This window comes from Noviherbaspirillum malthae, from assembly GCF_015352985.1.
Lineage (GTDB): Bacteria > Pseudomonadota > Gammaproteobacteria > Burkholderiales > Burkholderiaceae_D > Noviherbaspirillum > Noviherbaspirillum malthae.
This window is the reverse complement of sequence record NZ_JACYXF010000083.1, coordinates 1-22,130: the sequence shown is the minus strand read 5'-3', so window position 1 is coordinate 22,130 and position 22,130 is coordinate 1. Positions and strand designations below refer to the sequence as shown.

Annotated in this window: 19 protein-coding genes; 10 read left to right on the top strand and 9 right to left on the bottom strand. The window is 58.0% G+C overall.

The features are described from left to right. The first annotated feature begins 452 nt into the window (after nucleotides 1–452). Nucleotides 453–1,213 (top strand): IS5 family transposase gene (locus tag IGW03_RS33615; protein ID WP_228536257.1). Its coding sequence is split into 2 segments (ribosomal slippage): nucleotides 453–777 and nucleotides 777–1,213, totalling 762 coding nucleotides; the frame shifts between segments, so codons are not numbered across the junction. 201 nt (nucleotides 1,214–1,414) lie between these two features. Here IGW03_RS33615 and IGW03_RS33610 read toward each other — a convergent pair. Then, the gene (locus IGW03_RS33610) at nucleotides 1,415–4,888 is read right to left on the bottom strand and encodes an ATP-binding protein (RefSeq protein WP_194726789.1); all 3,474 of its coding nucleotides are present in this window, start codon (nucleotides 4,886–4,888) and stop codon (nucleotides 1,415–1,417) included. Then, on the bottom strand, nucleotides 4,885–6,150 hold the full coding sequence (locus IGW03_RS33605; protein WP_194726788.1) for a metallophosphoesterase family protein: 1,266 nt from the start codon (nucleotides 6,148–6,150) through the stop codon (nucleotides 4,885–4,887). The genes IGW03_RS33610 and IGW03_RS33605 overlap by 4 nt, the downstream gene beginning before the upstream one ends. Before the next feature lie 824 nt (nucleotides 6,151–6,974). Here IGW03_RS33605 and IGW03_RS33600 point away from each other — a divergent pair. The 4 genes from IGW03_RS33600 to IGW03_RS33585 all read left to right on the top strand — a co-directional run bounded on the left by IGW03_RS33600 (nucleotide 6,975) and on the right by IGW03_RS33585 (nucleotide 8,782). Next, nucleotides 6,975–7,346, top strand: a complete 372-nt coding sequence (locus IGW03_RS33600; RefSeq protein WP_151639000.1) for a type II toxin-antitoxin system RelE/ParE family toxin — start codon at nucleotides 6,975–6,977, stop codon at nucleotides 7,344–7,346. Continuing rightward, a complete protein-coding gene (locus tag IGW03_RS33595) occupies nucleotides 7,339–7,656 on the top strand; it encodes an XRE family transcriptional regulator (protein ID WP_151638072.1) in 318 nt (105 codons plus the stop codon). Before IGW03_RS33600 ends, IGW03_RS33595 begins: the two co-directional genes overlap by 8 nt. A 385-nt stretch (nucleotides 7,657–8,041) precedes the next feature. Next, nucleotides 8,042–8,413 (top strand): hypothetical protein, encoded by a 372-nt coding sequence (locus IGW03_RS33590; RefSeq protein WP_194726787.1) that lies wholly within the window; start codon nucleotides 8,042–8,044, stop codon nucleotides 8,411–8,413. Between the two features lie 81 nt (nucleotides 8,414–8,494). Then, a complete protein-coding gene (locus IGW03_RS33585) occupies nucleotides 8,495–8,782 on the top strand; it encodes an HU family DNA-binding protein (protein WP_194726786.1) in 288 nt (95 codons plus the stop codon). Nucleotides 8,783–8,947: 165 nt separating this feature from the next. Here the strand turns inward: IGW03_RS33585 and IGW03_RS33580 are convergent, their stop codons facing one another. Beyond that, nucleotides 8,948–9,643, bottom strand: a complete 696-nt coding sequence (locus IGW03_RS33580; protein WP_194726785.1) for a hypothetical protein — start codon at nucleotides 9,641–9,643, stop codon at nucleotides 8,948–8,950. A gap of 435 nt (nucleotides 9,644–10,078) precedes the next feature. Further along, nucleotides 10,079–11,320, bottom strand: a complete 1,242-nt coding sequence (locus IGW03_RS33575) for a hypothetical protein (RefSeq protein WP_194726784.1) — start codon at nucleotides 11,318–11,320, stop codon at nucleotides 10,079–10,081. 721 nt (nucleotides 11,321–12,041) lie between these two features. Between IGW03_RS33575 and IGW03_RS33570 the strand changes: the two genes are divergently transcribed. Further along, the gene (locus IGW03_RS33570) at nucleotides 12,042–12,197 is read left to right on the top strand and encodes a hypothetical protein (protein ID WP_194726783.1); all 156 of its coding nucleotides are present in this window, start codon (nucleotides 12,042–12,044) and stop codon (nucleotides 12,195–12,197) included. Nucleotides 12,198–12,401: 204 nt separating this feature from the next. After that, the gene (locus IGW03_RS33565) at nucleotides 12,402–13,613 is read left to right on the top strand and encodes an AAA family ATPase (RefSeq protein ID WP_194726782.1); all 1,212 of its coding nucleotides are present in this window, start codon (nucleotides 12,402–12,404) and stop codon (nucleotides 13,611–13,613) included. Nucleotides 13,614–14,555: 942 nt separating this feature from the next. Here the strand turns inward: IGW03_RS33565 and IGW03_RS33560 are convergent. Beyond that, a complete protein-coding gene (locus IGW03_RS33560) occupies nucleotides 14,556–14,780 on the bottom strand; it encodes a hypothetical protein (protein ID WP_194726781.1) in 225 nt (74 codons plus the stop codon). Between the two features lie 170 nt (nucleotides 14,781–14,950). On the opposite strand from IGW03_RS33560, the gene IGW03_RS33555 reads away from it, so the two are divergent. Further along, complete coding sequence (locus tag IGW03_RS33555) at nucleotides 14,951–15,778, top strand: hypothetical protein (protein ID WP_194726780.1); 828 nt, start codon at nucleotides 14,951–14,953, stop codon at nucleotides 15,776–15,778. On the opposite strand, the gene IGW03_RS39405 is transcribed toward IGW03_RS33555, so the two are convergent. The 3 genes from IGW03_RS39405 to IGW03_RS33535 form a co-directional block, all read right to left on the bottom strand. Further along, nucleotides 15,707–15,970 carry a hypothetical protein gene (locus tag IGW03_RS39405; RefSeq protein WP_369122963.1) on the bottom strand — a complete coding sequence of 88 codons (264 nt, stop codon included), beginning with the start codon at nucleotides 15,968–15,970 and terminating at the stop codon, nucleotides 15,707–15,709. The genes IGW03_RS33555 and IGW03_RS39405 overlap by 72 nt on opposite strands. Nucleotides 15,971–16,392: 422 nt before the next feature. Next, nucleotides 16,393–16,731: a hypothetical protein gene (locus tag IGW03_RS33545; RefSeq protein WP_194726790.1), complete on the bottom strand. Its 339-nt coding sequence runs from the start codon at nucleotides 16,729–16,731 to the stop codon at nucleotides 16,393–16,395. Nucleotides 16,732–18,178: 1,447 nt separating this feature from the next. Then, nucleotides 18,179–18,487, bottom strand: coding sequence for a hypothetical protein (locus tag IGW03_RS33535; protein ID WP_194726778.1), 309 nt, complete (start codon nucleotides 18,485–18,487; stop codon nucleotides 18,179–18,181). Nucleotides 18,488–18,657: 170 nt separating this feature from the next. Between IGW03_RS33535 and IGW03_RS33530 the strand changes: the two genes are divergently transcribed. Beyond that, entirely contained in the window at nucleotides 18,658–19,458 is an 801-nt protein-coding gene (locus IGW03_RS33530) for a phage integrase family protein (RefSeq protein WP_194726777.1), read from the top strand. Between the two features lie 300 nt (nucleotides 19,459–19,758). Here IGW03_RS33530 and IGW03_RS33525 read toward each other — a convergent pair whose 3' ends face one another. After that, on the bottom strand, nucleotides 19,759–20,769 hold the full coding sequence (locus IGW03_RS33525) for a site-specific integrase (RefSeq protein ID WP_194726776.1): 1,011 nt from the start codon (nucleotides 20,767–20,769) through the stop codon (nucleotides 19,759–19,761). A gap of 188 nt (nucleotides 20,770–20,957) precedes the next feature. Here IGW03_RS33525 and IGW03_RS33520 point away from each other — a divergent pair, with 188 nt between their 5' ends. Continuing rightward, nucleotides 20,958–22,028 (top strand): DNA-binding protein, encoded by a 1,071-nt coding sequence (locus IGW03_RS33520; protein WP_194726775.1) that lies wholly within the window; start codon nucleotides 20,958–20,960, stop codon nucleotides 22,026–22,028. Nucleotides 22,029–22,130: the final 102 nt, after the last annotated feature.

Here is a 22,130-nt window from a genome sequence, read left to right as displayed (position 1 = left end):
AAAAGACTGGAAGATGCCGCAGCGGACGTGGAAGCAGGCGGCCAATCAGTTCGCCATCATGTTTGGCGAGCGCTTCACCAACGCCATCAACTAACCCGGCCCCGCACACAGAAATTCGGACAGGCCCCCCTTGCTGAATACAACTGGATCATGCGTATTCCGCGCTTTGCGAAGTGCACGGTCGAACCACCCATGACGCGACCGGAAACCCTGGTTGTAGAGGGATTTTGCCTCCGTCGTCGCCGAGCCTGTCGACTCCTACGGCCTAAATGCGAAGTCTAGATGGCTTCGCAACTCTCGCAACACGACCGTGGCTACCAAGTTGGGTTGTCACCTTCGACTGAAAAATCGGAGCTGGAACTAGGGCGTGTCATCAATTGAACTCGAGGCAGCTTGTCCGGTCATTTGCACGGTGTGTGCAATGATCGCGGCGTGGAGCGCGCCGAACAGTGATGACAAGACGTTATGGATTACGGGACGACCAGTGGGAGCGGATCAAGGATTGGCTGCCCGGTCGAGACAGACATGTTGGCAGAACGGCCAAAGACAACCGCCTGTTTGTCGAAGCGGTGCTGTACCGCTACCGGGCAGGCATTGCCTGGCGCGATTTGCCGGAGCGTTTCGGGGATTTCCGTGTGATACATACGCGGCATACACGCTGGAGCAAGAGCGGCGTCTGGCAGCGCATTTTCGAGACGCTAGCGGCCGATGCCGACAATGAATACGCTATGATCGACTCGACCATCGTGCGTGCGCATCAACATAGCGCAGGTGCGAAAAAAGGGGCTCTGCCGCCCAAGCGATTGGACGCAGTCGCGGCGGGCTGAGCACGAAGATCCATGCCACGGTCGATGCGCTGGGCAATCCGACCGGCTTTCACCTGACGCCAGGACAAGCACATGATCTGGAAGGTGCTGATGCCTTGTTGCCCGACACGCCAGCGGCCACCGTCATCGCCGACAAGGCTTATGATGCCCAGGAACGGGTCATCGATGCCTTGCAGAATGCGGGCAAAGGCGTCGTGATTCCTCCCAAGGCCTGCCGCAAGCAACCCCGTGAATACGACAAGCATCTATACCGGGCGCGTCACCTGATTGAGCAATTCTTCAACAAGCTCAAGCAATATCGCAGCATTGCCACCCGCTACGACAAGACTGCCCGCAACTTCCTCGGTGCCATTCATCTCGCTGCCGCTGTCATCTGGCTCAATTGATGACAGGCCCTAATACGTACTGCGAAGTTTAAGGAGCTCATCACGGAAAGGTTTGGCAATGCAGCCCGAGTGACATGCCATCCAAATACAGCGGGGACGCCTTCACGTCCCCGTTTTGTCCTGCCGTTTCAGTATTCCACGTTAAATGCGCCGTCCGATGCTGCAGACGTGGCTAGCGCGTGCGGCAGTCGGACTGGGTGGTTACAAGGCAACTACGCCGAGCTGGCGTTGCGGCAGGCAGCCTTCCGCGACGCTCAGCAGGTGCGCATGATGAGTAAACAAAATCACCTGGTGGCCCTTGGCAAATTCCGACAACGCACACAGGACGTGGCGGGCACGGGCATCGTCAGAGGTAATCAGTACATCGTCCAGCACTACCGGCAGGGCAAATCCGGCCTTGCGGCGGAGATCCAGTGCCGCCATGCGAAGCGCTAGATAGAGCTGGTCGAGGGTGCCCTCGCTCATGCCTTCCACGCCGACCAGCGCGCCGCTGCCACGCTGCGCAAGCAGGGTGGGACGGCCATCAGCGTTGTCCTCGCTGACCAGACGCAGGAACTGGCCATCGGTCATGGACTGGAAATAGCGGCTCGCCGCCACCAGCATCGGCCCCTGCGCTTTTTCCCGGAAGCGGCGCAGCGCCTCGTCGAGCAGGCTGTGGGCCAGACGTGCGCGCACCCACGAGGGCAGCGCCGACGCGATCGCAGCCGATGCCTGCTCCATTTTCTGACGCTCTGCAATGACGACTTCGGACGCATCTACCGCTTCCAGTTCGCGCCGGGCCGTTTCCTCGGCACTGCGGGCCGCGCGAACCTGCACTTCCAGTTGCGCGAGTTCGTGCTGGTAGGATTGTTCGTCGACGTCCAGGCAATCGACATCACAGTCTGTCAGCATGTCCCTAAGAGCCTGCTCGGTGCGTGATGACGCCAGCGCAAGGTTGGCCCGCGCCCGGTCGATCATGTCTTGCGCATCGCGCTTGCGCCGGGATAATTCCTCGGCCTGCGGCAGTGCGTCGGCATGCTCGACTCCAGCGGCCGCGCAGAAGGCGAGCAGCTTGCGCTGGTGGGCCGCCATCGATTCCTCATGTTCGCGCTGCGCGGCCATGTTTTGTTCAATCGCCTGTGCGACCACCTTGCGTGCGGTCTCGGCGGCGCGGGCACCGTCGAGCCGCGTGCGCAGTTGTTCGGCGTACAACCGCAAGTCGGCAGGCGCCGGGTCGCCAATGGCCTGCGCAAGCGCATTGGCCTGCTGTTGAAGTGCAGCGATAGCATGGGCGGCACGATCGAGCTTGAGCTGCGCCGCATCCCGTCGGGTGACTGCGGCGCTCAATGCATCGAAGTCGTCCAGACGGGCAAACGCTTCCGTTACGCTGGCATCGGCTGACAGAAGCAGCTGCGCGCAGGCAGCAGCGACTTCCGCACGGGTGCGCTCCAGCGCCTCAATCAACTGCTTTTCGCTCAGCGCAAATTGTTCGCGCTGTTGTTGCCGCTCGGCGCGCTTGCCCGCGGCCGTGGCAGCGGCTTTGTCGAGTCGGGCGAATTCCCTTTCCATCGCGTCGGCGAGATTGACCAGTTCATCCAGGCCGCCGTCGGCGTCGACGTCGCCATCCACGTCGCTTAACGCGCTGCGCAGGCCATCAGCGAGCGCCTTTTCCGTTTCAGTCACTTGCTGCTGCTCGTCGTCGAGCGCATCGAGCGTTTCCTTTTCGGCGCGTGCCTGCTCGAGCAGGTTTTGCCATTCACGCAACGCCGCCGGCGCCAATGGGGGCAACTGGCGCTGCGACAGCAAGCTCTCCCAAGCTTGTTGCTCCTGCTGCTGGCGCGCCTCGATCGCCTGACGCTCCGCGACCAGCGTATTGCGGTCCTGCTCCCGTTCTGCAATCTTGCGCAGGCAGCCTTGCAGCTGCGTGGCCCGTTTCATGTCGCGCGCCAGCGCGTCGACCAACGCGTCGGCATGGCGGATCTCGTCCACCAGCGTTTGCCAAGGAGCGCCGTCGGGCAAGTCGGTGCCCATCGCACCACCGTTGTTGCCGGCGCCAGGGAGCTGCAACTGCCTGACCGTCTGGTCGCGCCGCGCGCGGGCGGCCGCGACTTCATCAGCCGTCGGGACGGAACCGTCTGCCAGCAGCTGCTGGCGCAAATCGCGGTCGTCACGCAGCGCCTCTTCAATCTGCGCAATGCGCTTATCCAAATCCGCCTGGCGGGTCATCGCGTGATCGATGGCCGTCTTGGCGGCGTCGATTTCGCCGTCGAACAGGGGGCGAATGGAAGCCAAATCGTCGCTCCGGGCGATGCCCAGCTGTTTCAATGTCGCTTCCATGGTGCGCCGGGCGGACTTGATCTTGCCTGGCAGTTCAGTCAAGCGCTTGAGAACGCTTGCCTGACGGACAACGGCTTCTCGGGCCAATTGCAACGCGCTCCGCACGCGGGCGTCGGGCTGGGCGCTACGCTCCTGCGGCTGATCGTCGTCCTGGTGGTTGGCGGAGGAGATCCGGTGCTGTTCTAGACGTTGCTGGGCCAGCTCCATCGAACGCAGCACCTTGGTGATCTCGGTGCGGGCGCCGGCTTTCGGCGCCCGCTGCTGCAACCGTTCAACGGTTTCCGCTGGCGCCATCACCTTGACCAGCGCGGCCAGCGCGGCCTGCTCGTGCTGCAGGTCGATATTGGCGTCGTCTCGTTCCTTGCGATGTTGCTCCAGGCTCTCCGCCGAAGCGGACAGGCGGTCGATGCCGGCAGCCACCGCTAGCACCGGCAACTCCGGCTGCAAGGTGGCCAGTTTCAGGCGTGCCTGTTCCATCGCGGCTGCGGCTGTGCCAGCGCTATGCTCGGCAGCGGCCAGTCCCGCCTGTGCGCCAGCGCGCTCGGCCGCCGCATTTTCGTCAAGCAGCGGATCAGCACGCAATTCGTCCAAGGTCGCCTGCGCGGTGTCAATCGTGCGCAGCAGTGGTGCCACGGCACGCAATTCGGTGACACGGCGCAAGTTCGCGTGCCATTGTTGCTGTTGCGATTCCAGCGCGGCGACTTTCTCCTGGGCGTGCTGCTGGCGCATGAACAGCTCTCCCCATGCGGCCGGCTTCACCTGGGCGCTGACGTAGGCACTGCGGTGCTGGCCGTAATCGCGAATGGCTTCGTTGAGCTTGGCGACGCGCCCCTTGGGAATGTAGAATTGACGCGCGGTCAGATCCAGGCGCTCCAGCACCGCGGCGATGCTGCGCACACCTGCGCTTGCTTCGAAAAGCGCGGCGCCGATATCGCCTTCGCCAGCCAGCAACGCCTCACCGCCGGCGCGCAGGCGCTGGTGGTTCATGCCGAACATGCCCTCATATTCCTCCTTGGACAGCCCGCAGGTGATGCGCGCCTCGACGTCCGGCGGGACCGGATCGCCGTTGGCGAAGGTCAGGGTGGCCTTGTTGCCCTTGCGGCGCACGACGGTATGGGCGACATCGGCATGATCGAACAGGACCGCCCCGATCCGCATGTCGCGGTGCTGGTGGACGAAGTTGTCCTTGCTCTGCGGGTGGATACCGTAGCGCAAATCCGTGATGGCGCGCAGCGTGGTCGATTTGCCGGCCTCGTTGCGTCCGTGGATGAATACGAGCTCCTGCTCGCTCTTGCCGAAGTCGAGAACGCGTTCGGTAAACGGGCCAAAAGCGGTCAGGTGCAGTTCTCCGATTCTCATGCTGGTTCTCCATTGATCTCGACGGCGCCCAGATGGGCCAGAACGGTGGATTCAGCGTCGGTTAGCATGGCCCGCAGGGCTGCTGCATCGACCGCTGTCGGATCAAGGTCCTGCAAGGTCGGTGGCAATGACAGGCCGCTCAGCTCGCGCGCAATCCAGTCGGCCAGCCGATCTTCGTCGTCCATCAATTCATTGACCAGCGACACGACTTCCCCGACCGCATCGGTACGCAATGCCGCCTGTTCCCGGTCGAGCGGGGTGCGCAACGCGGTCTTGACGCGTTCGAGCCAGATTTCAAGGCCCTCCATGTCCTGCAGCGCCGCGATGACAGCGGCCTCAATTGAGCCGGGCTGCTCGGCCTCGATCCTGTTGAGCGGCGACTCCCCGTGGACGATCAGGCGGATGGCATGCATCCGGTCGGTGGCGCCGTCGGTCAATTGCGCGACGGCGTGGTGAAACGCTCGCACCAGGCCGTCGAGCGTCTCGATGCCGGTCACATTCAGTTCGAGGCGGTGCCAGCGCACGACATCCAGCGGCACAAAGTCAGCACTGACAATCCGGGCGTCGAGCACCGTGACCAGCTCGCAGCCCTTGGGCCCGGTTTCATTGGACTTGCGACCCTGCAGATTGCCCGGGAAAACGATGCGCGGATTGGCGTCGCGCACCACCTCGCGGGCATGGACGTGTCCAAGGGCGAAATAGTCGTAGCCGCGGGTCACCATCATCTCAACCGACGTCGGCGCATAGTCGTCGTGGCCATCGCGCCCGGTCAGGCTCGTATGGAGAACACCGATATTGAACATGCCCGGGACGGCGCGCGGAAAATCCGGCACCACGTCATGGGTTACGGCCCGCTGCGGAAAACTGTAACCGTGCAGCGCGACACCGAGATCTTCTCGAACCACCGTCTCCGGAGCCTCGGTGGAGAACACGTGTACTCCTTCCACCGCGGGCAGCTGTTTCGTGATCTGGCTCTCCGCGTCATGATTGCCGCGGGCAATGACGACGGCAATGCCGTGGTGACGCAGACGCACGAGTTGTTCGCGAAAAAACAGGCCGGTATGGAAGTCCGGCCAGTTACCGTCGAATATGTCGCCGGCGAGAATCACGAAATCGACCTTCTGCGAAATGGCCAAGTCAATCAGGGCGACGAACGCCCGACGGGTTGCACTGCGCAACCGGTCCACCGGCGCACCATCGTGCGCGTCAAGGCCGCGTAGCGGGCTGTCGATATGCAGATCAGCAGCATGGATGAACTTCAAGGTCGTCTCCCGGTTTCAGTATTCGGTTGCGAGTCCATGGCACGCAGCCATTGCGCAAGCGTCACGTCGTTAATTTGGTATTGGCCCACGCCCGCCGTGCCGCCAGTGTTGCAGTTTGCATGTGTACTAAGCGTAGTTTGCTTGTGTCCATTCGCGCGCCAGGCGCTCTCTGCTCGCGGTCCGCAGTTCAAGCAGGCGAATCGCTTTTGCCATAGTTTGTTGTCCAGAGTCTGCGCTGGTGTCGAAGGCCATGACCGGAGGGAGCAGCAAGCGATATTAGTTCCGCAAACGACATTCCAACCACGGCTCGCATGTTTCCCGAAGCGGGGCGCCTGAATGGTGTGCGCTGACTCGGCAACATCGTTTTCAATGTCTGGGAACCGGGTATAGGAAGTTTCGTTCTGTTTCTGTTTGCGTTGCCGGGCTATCAAGATAATGTCTTTCGACGTGTCAGGTCGTGGTTTCTCGCTTCGAGCGCCATGATGCCAACGTCCTGATGGCTCCAAAGCGTATCATTGAAGCAATAATCGTTATTCGAATGTACTTTACCATGTTTGCGATAGGGAAATAGACCGCTATGGTAATTGCCGGGCATTGGTACTGGTATTCGCCCGATTCACATTGACTTATTGGTGACGGAATTGAGTTACCACTACGCATGCCCAGCGCAAACCAGGTATGCCGTACCCAGCCGTCGCTGCCGCTGCACGTTCGAAGCTGAGCTTATTTCTGCTTGCCAAGCCATATCCTGATTCCGCGCAAAAAAAGCCCGTTGCGTGGGATTCCTTTGACAGCATATGCTGTCTATGGAATACTCGCGTTCCATGACATGGGAAGTTGAATACATAGATGAGTTCGAAGCGTGGTGGGACGGCCTGAAGGAAGATGAACAGGTTTCCATTGCGGCATCTGTGCAACTGCTGGAAGCGGAGGGGCCGCACTTGGGTCACCCGCACACCACAGGCATCACGACGTCCAAGCATGGGCACATGCGTGAGCTGCGTGTGCAGCATGAGGGGCGACCATACCGCATCTTGTATGCCTTTGATCCGCGCCGCGCCGCCATCCTGCTTTTGGGGGGCGACAAGACCGGAAACGACCGTTGGTACGATGAAAACGTCCCGGTTGCCGATGTTCTGTACGACGAGCACTTGGAAACGTTGAAGAAGGAACAACAGAGGAATCGCCATGGCTAAAAAATTCGCAGAATTGCGCGCGAAGCTGTCGCCGCAGGCCCAGCAGCGGGTTCAAGACAAATTCGAGCAGCTCAGGGAGGAGATGCCGCTCCATGAGCTGCGCCGAGCGCGCGGCCTGTCGCAGAAGGCCTTGGCTGAGGTGCTGCATGTCGAGCAGCCGGCCATCGCCAAGATGGAAAAACGCGCCGACATGTACATTTCGACCTTGCGCAGTCACATTGAGGCGATGGGTGGTGAGCTGGAGATCGTAGCGAAGTTTCCAGACGGAGCGGTCCGCATCAAAAATTTTGTCACTCTCGATCAGGCATAAAACGGTGCCCCGCCGTTCTACGGCAGGACAGGAGCGCAGGGGCACCCCGGGGCACGCGGCCGTCAAGCGCCTCTGAAACACGCCTCCTATATCTCCGTCCAAAGCCTCTCCATTGGTCATGCTAGTCCATGACAACGCAGACCTGGCCCACATAAGTGCGTGATTGTTTAAACTCTGAAGCGGCCGCGTTGTTCTAGCTGAGGATCCTGACACCGCCCTTCCGCTGTCAGAAACAGGAAACTCGTACGCCCAGTCACTGATCACCGAGGTGGCGCAAAACGCGGCTGCTATTGCTAACACGTCGGGTGGAATTCCCGGCAGCAACAATAACCAGTCGTCGCGTACGGAGCATCAGGCCGAGTCACTCGAAGAGACGACCGCATCCATGGAGGAGCTGACCTCGACCACGCGGGCCAGCACGGAGAACGCGCAGCGGGCTAACCAGAGGGCATCGCCAGCGACCAAAGTTACGGTCCTTGGCGGCGAAGTCGCCTACATACTGAGCTCCATCATTGAATCGTCGAGGAAGATTACCGCCATCATCAGCGTCATTGACGGTATCGCCTTTCGGACCGATATCGCCTGCTCCTCGATAGGCATAGGAGTGAAAAGAACTTGCGAAGGCGGAGCGGATGGGGAAAGGATGGATGTATTATTTTGCGCACTCTTGGCTGCATCCAGTATTTCTCCTAGTCCGGCGGCGAAATGGCTCTGTCGACCGATCAAATCTATTGCCATAACGAAATATCGGGCCTAGAATTAGTTGGTTGATTTGCATGTCATCACAAAACGATCAATGGTGACAGTACCCATCTTCATATACCGTCTGGAGAATAAATTGAATAAAAGTGAAATCGTTGACAAAGTCGCCGGAGACCACGAGTTGACCAAAGTGAAGGCGAAAGAAATCGTCGAGCAGGTATTCGGCTTCGTCGGAACTGACCTGAAAAAAGAAGGCCGTTTCTCTTTCCCTGACTTGGGCACGTTCACCGTGGCGCAGCGCGCCGCGCGGACTGGCAGGAACCCTGCAACTGGCGAGACACTCAAGATCAAGGCTTCCAAAAACGTCCGTTTCAAAGCAGCACCGGCGCTCAAGGAGCTCGTAGCCAAGGTCAAAGTGAAGTAATTTAACATCAGGGCGACACTCGTCGCCCTTCTCTTCCAGCCGTTTCTCATGCGCGCTCCCATCCATGTTGACATGCCGCCAGGAACGCCATTCATCGAACCGATCCACTCGCCTTTTTACTTCGATTAGCTCGGCCGACAGCGCGATAACACGGCCCTCCTTTCCTTACGTCGGATAGGACAGTCGCGCAGCAAGCTCGCCTTCGTCGAGGCTTGGATCCATCCACCATGGCCATTTCCGAGTCGCGTCGATTCCGCTCAGATAGCAGGCAATCACCCATTCTGGCTGCAGGTCGACCGTGATGAAGTCGGACTCGCTTGGAAGGCCGGTGATCGGTTGGGTGGATTTGACACGGTTGCAGCAGGTCGATATGAACTCAAAGCTGATTTCATCCAGCAAGCCGATCGCCTGGGGAACATTCAGAATGAACAGTATGCGGGCCCAGGCTCGCACTTCGCGGTTGGCAAACAGTGCTTGGTCGGCATCGAAACCATCGAACACCAGCTGCAATTTCGTCTTGCTGCCGCCCTGCAGAATGTTTGGCATCTCAACTTCGACTAGCAGCTGCAACTGGCTGATGATGAGCGCGGACGCTTTGGCCGCCGCCTGTGGGTCAGGCTGCCGACAGATCGGCAATAGAAGGGTCTGCGAGTCTTGGGGTGGCACCTCGCCGGCGCACGGCAAGTCAACCGGATCACCGATGAGCTGTACGCGACTGCCGGTCAGCTCCTCGAGCAGGTCGCGTGCCTGTCGCATGTTGTGCAAAGTTTTCTGATCCAGCATGACGACTTGTTTCTGATCGCGACTCCGCCGGTTGGAAGGGGGCAGGGATGCCCCGCTGTGATGCTGCCTGCTTTTCATGTGAATCTCTCCCTTAATCAATGCGCTCTGCAAACGCGTGCACTGCAAATAAAGCCCGTGCGACCCAGCGTGGCATTCCATGTCTGTGCCGTTCATGCCTGCGGTTGGCCCAAATGCATCGGCTAGCTGCCTTCTGAACCATTTCCACCTGCAACGGATGCCGATGCACGCGTGCCCGCCGCCGGAACCGTCTGGCGGTATCGGCTCGCTATTCACGGCTCTTGAATACAGCGTAATCAATATCCGCTGCTCCGTGGCTCGGTTGCGCGAGCAAAATCCGAGAATAGTTTGGATATTTTCGGATTTCTGTTCTGAGGATCCTGGCGTGCTGTCACTAGTCGAGCGCAGGCGTGGCTAGCCGATCCCGTGCGCCGGTCTGTCCTGTCCGACGCAATGGATGGCGGCTGCCAGCCAGGGTCAGGTGCGGCAGCGGCATCACGTGACTTCGTCAGGCACCGCATCATCCTGAGCTGCTTGGGGCTTCGAACCCGAGCCAACCGCATAGCTCTTGTGTACATGCCCATTCGTACTCGTGCCGACCATGGTGTTATTGACCCAAACCCGCCTTCCGGGCCCCAGCATCCTCCAGTGCCCGCGCCGCAGGTGCATGCGCGGCGACAGCCGGCTAACGGCACCAGACGAATTGTCGTCAAGCGGTGCCCGCTTTCCATTGGCTTGCATTGGGACAACGTGTAGTTCCCGATAGATGTCAAACGGCGTCTTTCCCTGGTCTCGCCGCTTGCGATTTAGCTTGGAAGAGCACGTCCTTTCCGTGGCTACCACCGCTTCGACGTTCGTGCACGAGAGAGCAAGTAAGAACTGCAGCGTCGCCCGTACATCATCTGCGACATCGCGGACAAACCCTTCATATGCAGTTTGCCCAAATGCGCATAGCTGCATCTCGGCGGCAGACGGAAGTAACAACCCCGTCGCAACATGCAGATCACCGACTATCAGCACCGGTCCAGGGAACTGGTCGCGATACATCTGGCACCGCGGAATCATTGCGAACGACGTTCCAACAATCCATTCGAGATCGTTGATCCGCTTGCCCAGCGCATTTCGCAGATGGTCAAGCTGATGATCGGACGACCATACCGGCACCACAATCAATCCGCCCTGCTCGTAAAACCCGGGCACTGCAGCGACCCAGGATTCGAGAACCGAAGCGTTGCCGGCGCCAGGTGGTATGTCAAGAACCAGTGTCACGCGACGTCCGGAGCGCGCGGACCCGGCATCCTGCAAGCGTTGTTTGTCGTACGCGTACGTGTATTCCAGGACCGTGGCCGGATACGGCAATCGCAGTATGCCGAGGTCATCGGCTGCAAACTGCAGTTGTGTGCTGCCCAAGCCCAGCAAGTCACCCGCGTCAGGCAAGCGGAATTTGACACCCCCGAGCAGTTGTTTGATTACGTACTCTACGTTTTGTGTTTCGTACGTCAGACCGTTTGCAGCAAGGCCTTCAACGCTGCGTTTCAGGCAGTCGACTGCATGCGCGGTGTAATAGGTGGCCGCGCCACCAGAAAACGGCGTTGCCTGTTCTAACGGAGTGGCGCCCCGCGACTTGCCGGGAGCACTGCCGTGTTTCTGCTTTCGCTTCATACTTTCCTCGTTAATGAACGTGTTGCTGATGCGCTTGCCTACGCTGGCATAGCGGATCGACAGAAGCAGAACCATTGATCAGATAAACACAACACTGTCGTCGAATTGCCCTGAGAACGACATCCCATGCGTGACATGACAGATGAGCGGCCAGTGCGGTGCACCTTCCATCGGCATCACAAGAAACGTATCGCGCGGCGAATGCCCACCGTTACGCATCCGGTCTTGCCGCGATGCGAGCAATGAGGTACCCTTAGGCGCGAGTGTCCTCCCAGGCCTTGTTCAGCAAGGCCAGCATTGACGAATCCATTATCGAGACGTAGACTCCGGCGTGTGCTTTCCCCTGAGTCCCGTCATCCATGACGGACCCGACGTCAAAACAGCGTCAGTCATCCAAAAATCGGCGTTGCCTGTCGACGGCAATCTGATCTTCAGTCGTTGGTGGCTACTGGTTTCGCATAGGCAATTCTCCCTTTAGTTTCATGCCCCGGGCTGAGCGCAGCCCGCGGCAATACAGCCGTACCGATGCCGCCGTGTGCCGCTATGCATCCGTACTTCAGAAATATTCTGGCACAGTCGATTCGCAAGCCAACACTATTTCAGGCCAGTACGTCAGGTGGCTATGCGTTATCGGCATTACCTGACCTATTCCAAAAGCATTGTGGCATACCGCACTTCTCTGACTGCAGCAAATCGGCGCCCGTGGTACGAGCCAGATACGGTCCGGGTAACTGTGCAGTTCCTCGGCGACTCTAAAATCCCTCGCGGTAAAGCGCACCCACGGCAAGGCCAGCGGATGCTTTTGCAACGTCATACGCGTACTGTGGTCGCCAGCCACTATCTTCTCGCCTTCCGTCGGCGCCGGCAGTTCGAGCGACTCCTCGTGGGCGCGTCCGGCAACAGCGTGGGCATGGCCCGCATGTCTGCGACTTCCCCGAGCCGCCTGGCGTAGGGTGCCCAGCCAGCTTGATCACGTGGGTAACGCGAATGCACCCAGGAGTGCCGCTGCGCGTCGACAGGTAGGCTCGTGTGTTTTTGACTTGACGTATTGAGGTTCGTGAATAAACTGCAGAGCGCCTAGTGACATCTGTTCGGCCTCTCGGCAGGACCGATTCAACATGCCCTGCATCTTCGATTAATCAACTGTGAGGATTGTATGCATCGTCCGCAGTCGCGCCCTCTTCCCAATTCCCTGGACCTGCCCTTTAATGCCGACGAAGTCGACGACGACATTCCGTTTGATTGGGAGCCCGGGGCGGAATCGGACAGCGGCGATAGTGGCGTCGAAGAACCAATTGAATCGACTACTTCCCATGCCAACACCTCGAACGGAAAGGACAAAATGCATCACGCGTTCTTACAAGAGAGAGAAGGTTCGTCGCTGTGGGAACCGTTACACGCTGACGCGCCGCAGGTCGAGTTGTATCGCCTGGACGACCTGCGAGCGTTGTGCACGGCCCGCGAAACAATGAAGGACCGCGACGACCAGGATTGCATGCATCGTCTGGTCAAGCAATTGACGTCGCGCGGCCCGCGACGTGACCTTGTGACCCTGCCGACGGACTGGGAAAGCCGACTCGATGACTTGGAGCGGACGATGCCCAACTTCGGTGAAGTCATTGAGGTCCTACGCAGCGCTTTGATCATGCGGGCATTCGGCAATCACACCGTACACTTCGATCCATTGCTGATCGCAGGCCAGCCGGGCGTCGGCAAAACAATGTTCTGCGAAAGGCTGGCCCAGTTGCTAGGGCTGCCGTTGAGCGTCGTTCGTCTCGCCGATGCGCAATCAAATGCCTCCCTTTCGGGTTCGGAACAACACTGGTCGAACGCTAAGCCCGGAGTGCTGTTTGATGCTTTAGTCTACGGCAAGCATGGCAATCCATTGTTCTTTATCGACGAATTAGACAAGGCGGATAACGCTTCGCGTGGCTGTGATCCAACGAGCGCCCTGCTTTCGCTGCTTGAGCCTGGGACGGCCAGATCCTTTACTGACCTTTGCTTCCCAAAACTGCGAATCGACGCCAGCCACGTTTGTTTCTTGGCTGCCGCAAATGATCTGACCCGCATTTCGGAGCCGATCCAGAGCCGCTTCCGGATCGTGGAAGTGCCGCTACCGACGCCAGAGCAAGCGTTGCAGATTGCGGCGATGCTGGTATCGACGTTAGTGCGCGAGTGTTTGAAAGGACAAATGACGATGCACTTTACCGAAGCTGCGTTGACTCCATTGTGCGTCGAGCCGCCGCGACGCATACGCATCCTTGGCAAGGAAGCGATTGGCCGGGCACTGCGTGCCAGGCGCAACGTCGTATATGCAGAAGACATTCGCACTGAACCCACCGCGGCCCGCTCGATTGGCTTCGTCTGAATCGTCAGCCCCCAAAGGCCACCATCCGCTGACATTCAATACCTGTATCCTCACCTTGTCTTACTAGAGCTGGCGCAAATTCCGGTACTGCGGATCGGCCATCTACCGGGTGTTGGACACACCCGACAAAGTGGTGACTATGCTGTGCGTTTCACTGGTCGCCAAGCTTGAATGTAACCAGAGGGACCTGGAACATTTCTCTGCTACGCGCGCTTGCGGTCCACTTGCGTGTGGAGCGTGCCGGATCCAATGAGGTAAGTCGAGGCTATCCACCATGCTATCCGTCGGTTGGTGTGTTCACAGCAGATGGCTAACGCATGACAGCACTGCAGATGAAGTGCGCCGTCAATGCATGGTGTCTGACGGCTGACAATACGCTACATCAGCGACTTCCCCATGATCCTGCTATGCCGCCCAATAACTGGCTGAACGAGCGGCACAAAGGGACTGCATTAACCGCGTGGTGCAGTCCCTTTTCTATGGCTGGAGACGAGCAAACAGATGCGGCCCGGGATTCTCAGTGTCAAAATGGAGTGTATCGTGAGGAAACTTCGAAGGAAGAAAAACGCAATGATTTACCTGATAGATGCGATACCCCAATTCTGTCTCCAGTGCGCTGGCGAACCGCTAGAGACAACATCCCGCTATGCGTTTTATGCCGGCATTGTTCAAGAATGTCAGTGCGGCGTGAAGTTCGAATACGACCCCTCCCCCAGATCATTCAAGTCGCAAGTTTGTCTGCCAAGGGCCGGCAAAAGCGGTAAAGATGCTATGGCTGTTTTCGCGTAGTCAGATTTGCTGGCACCGCGGCTGGTCTGGATTGCGGCCTGCGTACGGCAGTTGCGTTTTGAAGCATCTGGGCCGTTACGCGGGTCCTGGCGGCATCAGCAATGCCGTAGCGAGCAGGAAAATCCGTTACCCCCTTTGAGGTCTTGGTGTGTGTCATTGATATTCGCCTTTCCAATACTGTGTGCGCAGTCGATCGGTATACGCCTTCACCCGCATTGCACCTGCAAGTTCATCTTCGCCTGTTTCAATCTGGTAACGTTTGTCAAGCATCAGCAGTTGACCAATAAGTCGCATAGCAATCAGGTGCAAAGCGGCGGCACCGTCCTGCGGTACGTATCCAGCATGCTTTTGCGGGCATTGTATCCAGACGGCCTGCATGCCACCCCCACCATCCATAAGGTGGTTCGGCTAAGTCGTTACCAAGCCATCGAAGTGGAAAACCGAAATAGCAAGAGACATTGCGCCGTGACAGTGTTTCAGTCGTGACTATAAAAAAGTAGAGTATAGCGATACCACTACTTAACCCCGTCACGAACCAAGGAGGTCAGATGCGCCATACCGAAAAGACATTGGACGATATCTGGCATAGCGACGATCTGCATAGTGATGAAGAAGCCGATGCGCTGATGTCAGCGGCTCGCATTCTCGCACGACACATCGCTCAGCTATTCGCGCAGCTCGAAGCTGGCAGTGCTCCAACCGCCTCGGTTCCGGAAGAACTAATACACCATGCTGCCGCATGTGCGACCGCTAAAACGGCAGCCACCTCGATTCAATCAGACAGCATCGAAACAAAACTGAGAAAATACTGGGAGCTCCTGTTTTTTGCCGTGCAACGCGATCGCATCGACAGCTGGCAGGCTCGCCAAATGTATCTGCGATTGGATTCCGTCGATCCTACATCTAAGACTGGCATGACAGGAACGCCAGACAGATGTGTGGCAGTCCTGCCGGGTATTAACCTGTTCAACCGGGCGACGCTCGATGATCTGATCAGGCGAGCGATTGCGCGCCGCTGGACTGCTGCGGACATGGCGCGCGCTCTAGACGAGCTCTATGACGCTAGTGGAGTGCATGCCCAAGCCCAGCTGCGGCATCCACCAGGGGGAGCCCATTTCGATTCCCTTCTTGCCGCTTTTTACGATTGGCTAAAAAGCGAACCTTACGCTCCCGAAGCGTTCGCTGACCACTGGCTGCTTGGTTATTCGATGGCACGTGGCCACACGCCCAAATACTATTATCGATTCATGCATGACCAGAACCGTCTCTGCGACCGTAAACGATTGGATGCCTCGGCCCTGCTTTCAACACCTGGTTGCATTTGGCAGCTGCGCGGGGAACAATGGCGAAAGGAGCATAGTGCTACGCCGTTGTAGCAGCGGTGCTCTCCTTATACCAAGCTCGAGGCATAACATACCGCCGATGATAAGTCGTCGGCCACGACACCTCCCCTGCCGTCGGTGTCCAGTCAACTCGACCAGCGCATTTTCCTTCGCCAACGCTTGAAGATCGTGTGCGGAGAGGTTCGCTCGTTTGGCCATGTCTTCCACGCTGGTAAACGGGCGCATCGCACGTGCGATGGTGGCGTATCGGCCCCTCCGATTGACAATCCTTTCACCAAGCGCAGGCCCAGCCGCACAATTGGCTGTCTACTGCCATCGCCAGAATACCCCTGTCGTTCTTCGAGCGTGGCGTCCCACCCGCTGACCGTGACATCGACCGGGGGCACTTTCGCACTAAAGCGCTTCGCATCTCAGATCAGTCGGCTCGGTGTAAAAAAGAATCGACCAGGAATTAGAAACGCGGCAGAGATGACCGACCCTAATTCGCTTCAAGTACAAAATGTCATGCTTTATATGGCCCAGGCCACACCCACCCAGTCCTTTTTCTATGTCAAATCTAACCAGCATGCTCGCCGCAAGATTTGAAGGAGGAGCAACTCGGCATTGTCTCTTACTCATACATGCCGGTTAGTCTCCTCCAAACACTGTTACTTCGCCAGTTTCAAGCAAGTGCGTACCATGCGTGCAACCACCTCCGCCTGGCTGTTCAGGCCATAGAGGGCCTTGAGCTTGTGCAAGCCCGTCCGCGTGGCTTTCGTTACGCCGACATTGATATGCCCATCCAGCGTCCCCACCGGCATGGATTGCCGCCCCGTGCCCGAGCGGACACGCGTTATCTGCTCAGCGCCGGACTTGGGTTTGCGTTTCGGATCCGACATGTCTTGTTCAGTTGAAGACAGGGTTTTGACGCGTTTCATTGCTGCCTTTTGCGCGATTTTTTTCGGCGCGGCTTTGGGCTGTGGCTTGCTTACCGGTGTTCGTGCCATTTTTAGCTTTTCCTTCTCAAGTTAATCAAACAATTGCCTTACGTGCGGACGCTAGTGCCAACATGATTGACCGCACCACAATCATGTTATGTTGTTCCATCTGCGGCACATTCCCATTGATCCACATCTTTGATCATGCCTCACCTCATGGCGGCCATGGCAAGTCAAAGGCCGTCACGCCTGCGAGTTTGCATCCGAGTGTTCGATCAGAGTGCCTCTTGCAGATCAACGCCAACAGTCACACAAATTGTACGCGCACGCTGATGGCGGCTTGCAGTATTTTCCCGCAGTGCGAAAACTAGGGCATTGCCGCTCTTTCTTCGCATACCTTTACGGCGACCTGTGCCATTCATCGCGTCCTACGGCGATATCGTCGATGCCCAAATTCTATGCTCTACATGAATTTGCACAAGGTGACAAACGTCATCTATTTATCTTTCTCCTTTTAATCTGTGTTGATTTAATTCACGTGTGTAAAATCGCGGGCGACTGTTAGGTCGGCGAATCCTGCCCATAGAAATGCGTACATAATCAGGCGAATACCCCAATGGTGGTCGTAAAAAATCCACAGGTAGCGCGCATTGTTTTTACCAGTTATAGTGGGTTCTCGGCTGCAAAAGCCGTTTCAAGAAGCGCGCTACCAGTATGGTAGATTAAAGTAGTATCTACGGCTGCATAAGCCGCTCAAAGGCCCGCGTAAGCGGGCTTTCTCAATACTGCGTCAGGCCTTGGTGACCAGCCATAGCCGGCGCTGTCAAACTGCTGCCGCATCTGAAATGATTTACTCATTCCGGCCAAGCCGTAGCTGTTTGAATATGCCAGGTGTGCGATCCTATCCTTCAGTTGTACTTACGAATGCGAGACGTCATGGGCAGCGGTTTCCCGTCAGGCTATGTAATCATCAGCGCCAATGGCATAATTGTTCATCGAGTCGGCATGACCCGCGATCCCGCCTCGCCAGCATTACAACCGTGGCCGACGTATGAATCGGCGCAGGCTGAATTTGATGCCTAGCATAACGCGCACAAGGCTCTAGGATGGCCGTTCGCCTACATGATCATACCTTATGCTGACGTCCTTCCAAGGCGATATGGGGCGGTGTAGCCAGTGGCCCGCCGGTTCGTCGAGCGAATGCTAGCGGGTCTTGTTTTGACAACCGCGGTTTGGTTGGTAGAAGGCTAAAACCTGCTCGTAGCCAGTTCTCATTTCCCGCAACAATTTCGTTGTCTCTTGTATTGTGGCTTCATATTTTTGCACAAGGTGACAACCGTCATCTATCTTTTTCGACATTGAGTCCGGTAACTTCCTGCACGCTCTGCGCCAGCTTGGCGGCCTGGTCACGATCCTGTGCGTTGGCAGGCGTCACGTAAATGGAGCTTCCTTTGCACGGGCTTTTGTTTTTCTTGACACGATTGCGCCGAATTCTACGTCGAGCTGCTCACTATCTCTATACGTGCGCTGCGAGCCATGCCCGAATTAAAGTCGCCTCCGCCTCGACGGTCGGCATTTTTGGCTGAGGTAGATCGGACAACATCTGGGCCATAAACTCGATTTTTGCGAAGCTGATGTGCGGCTTCTGCAGCACCACCACGCCGGCTCCGGCAAAACCCAACCTCCGAACAGTATTGGCGGCCTGTGCCAAGCGCATCTTCAAGTCCGCTGGAACCGTGGATTGCTCCGCCAGCTTTTCGCCAGCGTCCGCCCATCGACGCAGAATACTGCCAATTTCATCAGGAATCTCTAGCATCACATGCATGACGAACCTCGTAGTAGAGAAGGTGATGCTTTAAGTCTAACGCTAGAAATCCTCATTCGGTGCTCGATCACAAGCTTTTTACGCCGGTTAATTTAGCCAAACGGTATCCAAAATGCCGTGAGCAATCTTACTGTTGTCCTGACTGTTGCTCTAATCAGCAATGCGATTTAATGCGAACAAGTCGGACGTTTCTCCCTACCCCATCAAACGCCTACCTTTTCCTCCTCGCCCCGGAAAAGCTCGCCATTGATAATGACGCAGCCATCCCGACGCTGGAGGAGTATCGCGAGCAACATAATCCGCACGAGTTTTACACCGAAGACGAACTGATCGCCCTTTTTACCGACGAGTACGGACGTACCACGGGAAAGCAGACACGGCGCCTCGAACGCAACCGGCGCCTGCGAACCAAACAGCTGCATGCTCTCGTTCAGCTTGAAGCGTTGGTCGGTGCAGATCCAAAACCGACCGACGGCGTCGACGGCTGGCACATCCCGGTTCTGGCGCAGCGCCTGCGCGACGCCGGCATCCGCACGTTGTCCGAACTGGTTGCCACGATCAATGCGGAAGGCTATCGCTGGTACTCCAAAGTGCCCCGCATCAGCGAAAAGGCCGCAGCCCAGATCACAAAGTGGCTGACCGAACCATCAGTGAGCGGACCGCTTGGCATCTCGCTGCACCCGTACGGCGTGGTCAAACGGCGCGATCTTCCAGGCAGCATCGCTGCATCCCGCCTGCCGGAGACGGATATCGTCCCGCTTGAACATTTTGTCCTGCCGGCCGAACTCAATGGCGCCCCAGACACGAACCGGGGCGAGCGCCCTCTACTGTCGGCGCGCAATGACCTGGATGCGATCAATGCCTGGCTCGCCACCTGTAAGCCAGCCAGCTACACGCCGCGCTCGTACCGCAAGGAGTGCGAGCGTTTTCTGCTGTGGGCCATTCTCAAAAAAGGAAAGCCGGTCAGCTAGTTGACGGTCGAGAACTGTATCGCGTACCGCGATTTCCTATGGCATATTGGCCGCGTGGAGCCTGATGAATGGGCACAGCATTTCACGATCCCGCAAGCGCGGTGGATCGGGTCGCGCGGCGCCGAGCGCTGGTCTGCTTCCTGGCGCCCATTCGAGAGACCGCTGTCGGCCGGATTACAGGAAACGGCGCTGGTAATCGTGCAGGCAATGCTCCAGTGGCTGACCGAACAGGACTACTTGCACGGCAATCCGATGAAGGCGGTGCACAGGCTGGCATTTCATCCCTTGCTGACAGACGCCTTACTGGGTTCGCTTGCGGCGCAAGAGCGCAACCGCAGCATTTTCCTCAAACTTGCCGGCCTCCTCGATATAGCCCTGCACCGTGCCGTCGTGGCGCCAGCCGCCTTGCCGCTTGATATCTCGCGGACTCGCGCCGGCGCGATACGCACTGGTCGCCATGCCGCGGCGAAGACTGTGAGCCGACAGCATTGGCACGTAGTCCAGTCCGGCAAGCTTGGCTCCGCGCTCGAGAATGCTATTCACGCTTGCCGGGTGCAATGCAAGAACACCGACGACGCCTGCTCGGTTGATTGGACGGAACAGTGGGCCCGATTCGATGCCCGCCGCCTGCAGCCACCTCTTGAGCGCCGTCACAGGACAGAGCGCCTCATCGCCATATGGGATCGCCTTGACGATCCCCCGTCCTTCCTGATCCGTCTTCGATCTCGGCAACGTTACGACGAGGCCCTCGCGTTCCCACTGCAAATTTTCCACCGCGATTTGCACCAGTTCACTGCGACGGTAGCCCCCAAAGAAGCCAACCTGCAGCAGCGCACTATCGCGCGCCGCAGTCAGCGTTGGCTGATCGGCCAGGGCCGCCACAATTCGCTCGAGATCCTCGACCGGCAGTGCCTTCGCCTTTTTTGCGGGCTTGCCGTGCGTGCGCAGGATGCCAGACAGGGTTTTACGGACGGTCGGCGTGGCGGCCGAGTTAGGAAAACCCTGCTGGATATGCCATTGCGACAGCGCCGTCAGCCGCACTGCCAGGGTGCGCGGGTTCAGCGATTTGGCGTACGTGAGCAAATAGGCAATGACCGTGGACTCGTCACACGGCAGCCGTCGGCCCGAGGCGAGGAAGTGATCGATGCTGGAACGGTAAGTGCGGCGAGTGTTGTCGGAAGTCGCTGCAGCAAGCAGCTGGCGATGCGCGGCGGCCAGATCGGGATCAAGCACTGTACCGGCGTTACGCGGAACTGGCACATTGCTCAGCTCTCCCGTTACGTCACCTTCGGCGTCTATTTTGGAGGCCATCACGTTTTAGGGTAGTAAATTACGGTTTGTACCGGGAATTACGCAGCATAACATGCCTTTCGGAGGAGTTACATGCGATAAACCCATTTATCACACCCTAATTTGAACGGAATCGACGAATCGGCGCGGCGTAATTTCATGTACTATTACGTTGAACGTAATACACTACACTATTTAGGGTGTTTGTCATGGCACGAACCGGCATTCAATATTCCGATGTCGCCCGCGCGGCGGCCCACCTCATTGCCGCCGGCAAAAGCCCGACCGTCGACAGCGTCCGCGAAGCCCTGGGCGGCACCGGCAGCAAGAGCACCCTTGCGCCATTTCTGAAACGCTGGCGAGCCGAGCAGGAAGACACGGCTGTCGCCGAGGTCACTTTGCCTGCGCCCTTGCTCAGTGCCGTACGGGGCTTGCATGAGCATATGCAGGCAGAGTTCTCGCAGCAGCGTGAATCCCTCGAGCAGAAGCACAGTGAGGCCATACAGGCATTGCAAGTTCAAACCAAGCAGCTGCAGGCTGACAAAGACAAGGCGCTGGCAGAGAACCTCGTCGTGCAAGAAGAGCTGGTGAGTACCAGACAGGCACTGGCGGAATTGCAGGAGCGATTTCACGCGCAGAACGTCGCCATGGCCGCCTTGCAGGCGGCGCAAGCCGGTTTGCAGCAACGACTAACGGACCGGGCGACTGAGATTGCGACGCTCAATAATCAGTTGTCTGAAACACGCGAACAGTTCGCGCACTACCAGGAGGCGACGGCCGCGCAGCGTGAGGCCGAAAGAAGGAATTACGAGCAGCGCATTGCGCGGCACGAACATGATCTAATAGTAGCCAACAGAGAGGTTGCTGGATTGCAGGCTACGTTGGCGCAACGAGACTCTGCTCTCTCCTCTCTGACCATTGAACATGACAGCTTGCGCAACGAGTTGGGCATCCTTCGTGAACAGACTCAAACGATGCGGTTCGCCCGCGATCGCCTGGCGGAGCAGCTGCAGGAGACAACACGCGCGCGAGACGATGCCAATTCCCAGATAAAGCAATTGGAGCAGTCGGTCCTGGAATATCGTTTGGTTGAATCGTCACATGAACGCGAAAGCAAAATCAGGGCAGATCAGCTTCACATCGCGCTCTTGCAGATTGACGTGCTCGCCCAGGAAAAGCTTGCCTGGACTCAGGAGCGGACAATACTGGAACAGCAGCTAGAGACCACAAAGCAAGCTTTGTCGCACCCCGCAGCCGGCGTTTGTCAACGTAGTTGGTAAGATTTCTGGTTAAGCGGCCAACCGGTCCTCGGTCCATTGAGGAGGAAGGTCGCGGTCAGGATTCAGGTGCACGGTGTCAATCCATTCCCAGTTTCGTGTAGC

Bases quoted from the DNA above. Each gene is read 5' to 3' on its own strand.
- IGW03_RS33610 (WP_194726789.1), bottom strand. From the start codon at position 4,888: ATGAGAATCGGAGAACTGCACCTGACCGCTTTTGGCCCGTTTACCGAA.
- IGW03_RS33600 (WP_151639000.1), top strand. From the start codon at position 6,975: ATGACATGGGAAGTTGAATACATAGATGAGTTCGAAGCGTGGTGGGAC.
- IGW03_RS33595 (WP_151638072.1), top strand. From the start codon at position 7,339: ATGGCTAAAAAATTCGCAGAATTGCGCGCGAAGCTGTCGCCGCAGGCC.
- IGW03_RS33590 (WP_194726787.1), top strand. From the start codon at position 8,042: ATGGAGGAGCTGACCTCGACCACGCGGGCCAGCACGGAGAACGCGCAG.
- IGW03_RS33580 (WP_194726785.1), bottom strand. From the start codon at position 9,643: ATGAAAAGCAGGCAGCATCACAGCGGGGCATCCCTGCCCCCTTCCAAC.
- IGW03_RS33575 (WP_194726784.1), bottom strand. From the start codon at position 11,320: ATGGTTCTGCTTCTGTCGATCCGCTATGCCAGCGTAGGCAAGCGCATC.
- IGW03_RS33570 (WP_194726783.1), top strand. From the start codon at position 12,042: ATGCTTTTGCAACGTCATACGCGTACTGTGGTCGCCAGCCACTATCTT.
- IGW03_RS33565 (WP_194726782.1), top strand. From the start codon at position 12,402: ATGCATCGTCCGCAGTCGCGCCCTCTTCCCAATTCCCTGGACCTGCCC.
- IGW03_RS33560 (WP_194726781.1), bottom strand. From the start codon at position 14,780: ATGCAGGCCGTCTGGATACAATGCCCGCAAAAGCATGCTGGATACGTA.
- IGW03_RS33555 (WP_194726780.1), top strand. From the start codon at position 14,951: ATGCGCCATACCGAAAAGACATTGGACGATATCTGGCATAGCGACGAT.
- IGW03_RS39405 (WP_369122963.1), bottom strand. From the start codon at position 15,970: ATGCGCCCGTTTACCAGCGTGGAAGACATGGCCAAACGAGCGAACCTC.
- IGW03_RS33545 (WP_194726790.1), bottom strand. From the start codon at position 16,731: ATGGCACGAACACCGGTAAGCAAGCCACAGCCCAAAGCCGCGCCGAAA.
- IGW03_RS33535 (WP_194726778.1), bottom strand. From the start codon at position 18,487: ATGCATGTGATGCTAGAGATTCCTGATGAAATTGGCAGTATTCTGCGT.
- IGW03_RS33530 (WP_194726777.1), top strand. From the start codon at position 18,658: ATGCGAACAAGTCGGACGTTTCTCCCTACCCCATCAAACGCCTACCTT.
- IGW03_RS33525 (WP_194726776.1), bottom strand. From the start codon at position 20,769: ATGGCCTCCAAAATAGACGCCGAAGGTGACGTAACGGGAGAGCTGAGC.
- IGW03_RS33520 (WP_194726775.1), top strand. From the start codon at position 20,958: ATGGCACGAACCGGCATTCAATATTCCGATGTCGCCCGCGCGGCGGCC.